Here is a 3,808-nt window from a genome sequence, read left to right as displayed (position 1 = left end):
ATGGTGCCGAGCGAGATACCGATGAAGTGGGCTTTACGGATATTGAGCGAGTCAAGCACCTCTATGATATCACGAGTGATATCCTCAAAGTCGTAGTGACGATCCTCCTTGTGCAGAGCCATGCCTTTTGACTTTCCGTGACCACGGAGATCGACAAGCAGAACGTTGAAATGACGGATAAACTCCTTTATCTGCAGAAACCATATCGAAGAGCTGCCGCCCGCTCCATGTACAAACACCACCCAGGGAGCTTCGGGGTCATCCAACTCATATGTTTTGTAATGAAGCATGGAAGAACAGGGTTCAAAAGAAATTCTGTCAAAAGAGAATCGGTGGTGAATATACCTAATTTTGGAGACTACCGGGAACAAAAAAGGCGGCTTTCCATCAATGAAAGGCCGCCTCTGCTCTTTTATCAGGGTTTAACCGCTTCACAAAGAAGCTGATCATACTTTCTGACGATGCGGACATTGCTGAAGCCAATCTTTTCAAGAATACCCTGGTAAGCGCTTTGCTCTTTGAAACCAAGCACTGAAAACGGCATACCTGCACCAAGGATATAGTGGCTCAGGTAATCAAAGTTCGGACTTTCAGGATCATCGATAATCATATCGAGAATGAGCAGTCTGCCGCCGGAAGGAAGGGCATCAAAAGCTTTTCGGCACATCATATCAGTCAACTGCGCATTTGCGGAATAGAGAATACGGCAGAACATCACCGCATCAGCTTTCGGGTATGCATCCTTGTAGATATCCACGGCAGCACCCCTGAGACGACCCTCTACACCTTTTTCTGCTGCATTTTCATTAACCAGTTCAATTGCACCGGGAAGATTAAGAATGGTGGAGTCAAGCTGCGGATATTTTTTCAGAAGAGCTGCTGAAATATCACCGATACCGCCGCCCACATCAACAAGCGTTTTGGTCGCTGAAAGGTTTGCCTCCTCAAGAAGAAGCTTTATGGCAAAATGTGCATTGCTGCGATGAATCTCTTCAAAATACCAGTTATCTGCTCGCGTTACCGGTGGATAGGCGACTTCTGCCTTGAAGTTAATCTTGCCTTTAACCGCATCTGCCATTTGCAGATAGAATGTATCAGCAAGATTTGCCATCGCTTTCGCTACAGGAATCATATAGAGATTGGGATGCTCCGGATTCAGAACAAACATCTCTCTTGCTGAAGGAGTCAGGCTCCATTTGCCCCCGGATTCCGTGGTAATCCCAATCTGACGAAGGGCTTCAAGCAGCATAACAAGTCTTTGCGGTACTGCCCCGGCAGCAGAAGCAAGTGTTGCTGTATCTTGCGCCTCACCGGCAAGATGAGTAAAAAGATCGAGCTCAAGAGCGGCCTTGAAACAGCCAAACTCTACAAGACCTTTGAAAATAAGTTCATTAGCCCTGTGATTTTGTTTCAGTAACTCAATGTCATTCATGTTGCAGGGGCGGATAATAAGTTGAAAAATAGTGGTGCTTACAATAATAACTTCTGTTCATTGCCGTCATTGCTCCGTATGGCTGAACGAATCCATTCAGCGCCTCTCCTTGATATGATGCAACTCTTCAAACGTATCAAGCTGTTCTCGCAGGTTTTTCCTGAATGCGAGACTGGTGATAAGATTCAGCAATTTATACGGATTTCGTCTCACCCTGTTGGCAATATTTTTCCAGGCGTAGGCTTTATAGTAACTGGTCATGAATTTGTGCTGGAACTCGACCGTGTCGCCGAAATGCTCATCAATAATCTCGATATGATGGTGCTCCGGCGTCAGACTCACCAGTACGCCGAGCGCCATATTAAACAGCGGCTTATGATTTGATTTCGAGTCTTTTCTTCCTTTCGGGGCAACGAGCAGCAGCCTGAGTGATTTTTTGCTGTGCGGTACTGGGTTACTCATGCTTGAGGTCTTTTATATCGGTTGTAATTCAATAAATAACATTGCCAGAACAACGATCACTCATACTTTTCGGGCGCGATAGCCCACTTTTGCTTCGGCCCGGAATCAATCAATTCAGTGCCTTGTTATACTCCTTCTTATGCCTGGTCTGCTCATGATTGTTAAGATTAAAAGGAATATGCAGCCATTTATCCTTGAACACCGCATTGCCGGGCTCAAGTCCGGTAAGACTGATCGGCAGTGAAATAATTTTACGCTGGTTGCCGATATGCACATAGAGCTCGTCACCGGTAACCCATACATCGATATCGACAGGGTTGGCAAACATGAGCTTCAGCTGCACCTCATAGATATCGCCGTTACGAACAAACTTGATCGGCGGTTCATCATACATGAGGTCGGAAGGATCCGTATCGCCGTACATATCCTTGGCGAACTGCTCAAGCGCCTTCAGACCGACAATCTCCTGTTCATACATCCTGAGTTTTTTAACCGGAAGGGGTGAAAAGCCCTCCTCGATTTCGCCAAGGTACTTCTGCTGTATAGTTTTCCAGTTCTCCAGATATCCGCTGTTCTCCTTGGTATCAAGAAGCCTGTTGACCAGCACCATATCAACCTTGAAACCATAGAGGTTCAGGTAGGTCAGTGCCCGCATGGTCTCCTTGATGGACATCTTCTCCGCATTCATGACGAGACGTACCGTGGACTTCTGGTTATCAGTCAGAATCTCGCGAATACCCTCCAGCTCATCAAAAACCTGATCAACCGAATCCATAGCCTCATCCGGCGGAATGTAGTAGGCAATCTTGTCAGACATCTTTGAGAGCGGCTTGCTGAGGGGCCGGACAATATATTTGGTGACATTTTTCACCGCCTTCATACCCCATGCAAGGGTATCGGGAAGGGAGAGAAGCCGGAGCGTTTCTCCGGTCGGGGCGGTATCGAGCACCAGCACGTCATAGAGGCCTGAAGCCTTGTATCGCTTGATTCTCAAAAGGGAAAAAAGCTCTTCCATACCGGGAAGGATGGTCATCTCATCGGCCATGACCCCGGAAACACCCTGGGCCATAAATATGCGGGTATAAAACTTCTGTACAGACTGCCAGTTCTCCTTGAGATCAACGTATGGATTAACCTCAATAGCATGCAGGTTTTCCGTTATTTTGGTAGGTTCGGCACCAAGGGGAAGGTTGAAAGAGTCCGAAAGACTGTGCGCAGGGTCTGTGGAAAGGACAAGGGTACGATAACCGAGTTGCGACAACCGAACCGCTGTTGCAGCAGAAACACTGGTTTTGCCAACTCCACCTTTACCGGTAAATGTTAAAATACGCATGAGCCGAACATTGGATTTAAATGGACTATGAAAAATTAATTTTCGGGCTTTACCAGCTCCTCCCGGAGCTTATCTTTTCGATTTACGCAGATGCAAGCACGAATAACTATAAACAAAGCACAGCTTCCCAATGCATGATCGGCTGACCGTTGTTCATCAGACACAGATATCAAGAGATAACAAGCAGGGGATCTTAGGGTACAAATTATTACAGCTAACCTTTTACAGAAAACCGGATTTATAATTTTGAACTTGGTACAAAAGACATATATAGCGCAATCCGGATGCGAAAGGATTACATCCATACTATCTCCGCGAAGTCTCCAATGTACTAATAGTTAACAGTTTATTCCAAGATTTTTCTTTATCCTGCTGTCAGGAATTACGGCAAAGAAGCGGACTTGCACATATTTCTACCCCGGATAACAACGAAAATACTGCAACGAAACGGGCGATATATATACTCGATGCCTTGCGTATATCCTAAACTGAGCGATTTGTATCCGTAGACCTCTGTCTTAGCCTGAATTATTCACGAAGGCAATAAAAAAAGGTGGCATAAAATACCGCAATTGCTTATA

The 3,808-nt window shown here is 45.9% G+C and carries 4 protein-coding genes; all 4 read right to left on the bottom strand.

All coding sequences use genetic code 11. The features are described 5' to 3' along the window. On the bottom strand, positions 1–290 hold a 290-nt coding region (locus BOO20_RS09850), incomplete at its 3' end, for an alpha/beta fold hydrolase (RefSeq protein WP_144277153.1). 125 nt (positions 291–415) lie between these two features. Beyond that, entirely contained in the window at positions 416–1,432 is a 1,017-nt protein-coding gene (gene bchU, locus BOO20_RS09845) for a bacteriochlorophyllide d C-20 methyltransferase BchU (RefSeq protein ID WP_076792404.1), read from the bottom strand. A gap of 96 nt (positions 1,433–1,528) precedes the next feature. Beyond that, the gene (locus tag BOO20_RS13155; RefSeq protein ID WP_076792402.1) at positions 1,529–1,894 is read right to left on the bottom strand and encodes a hypothetical protein; all 366 of its coding nucleotides are present in this window, start codon (positions 1,892–1,894) and stop codon (positions 1,529–1,531) included. Between the two features lie 109 nt (positions 1,895–2,003). Further along, a complete protein-coding gene (locus BOO20_RS09835; RefSeq protein WP_006366516.1) occupies positions 2,004–3,227 on the bottom strand; it encodes a TRC40/GET3/ArsA family transport-energizing ATPase in 1,224 nt (407 codons plus the stop codon). Positions 3,228–3,808: the final 581 nt, after the last annotated feature.

The sequence above is a fragment of the Chlorobium sp. KB01 genome, assembly GCF_001975465.1.
Classification (GTDB): domain Bacteria; phylum Bacteroidota; class Chlorobiia; order Chlorobiales; family Chlorobiaceae; genus Chlorobium.
This window is presented reverse-complemented; position numbering and strand designations above follow the sequence as displayed.

Excerpts from the sequence above, each read along its gene's own strand:
- BOO20_RS09835 (WP_006366516.1), bottom strand. The coding sequence starts at position 3,227 with ATGCGTATTTTAACATTTACCGGTAAAGGTGGAGTTGGCAAAACCAGT.
- bchU (WP_076792404.1), bottom strand. The coding sequence starts at position 1,432 with ATGAATGACATTGAGTTACTGAAACAAAATCACAGGGCTAATGAACTT.
- BOO20_RS13155 (WP_076792402.1), bottom strand. The coding sequence starts at position 1,894 with ATGAGTAACCCAGTACCGCACAGCAAAAAATCACTCAGGCTGCTGCTC.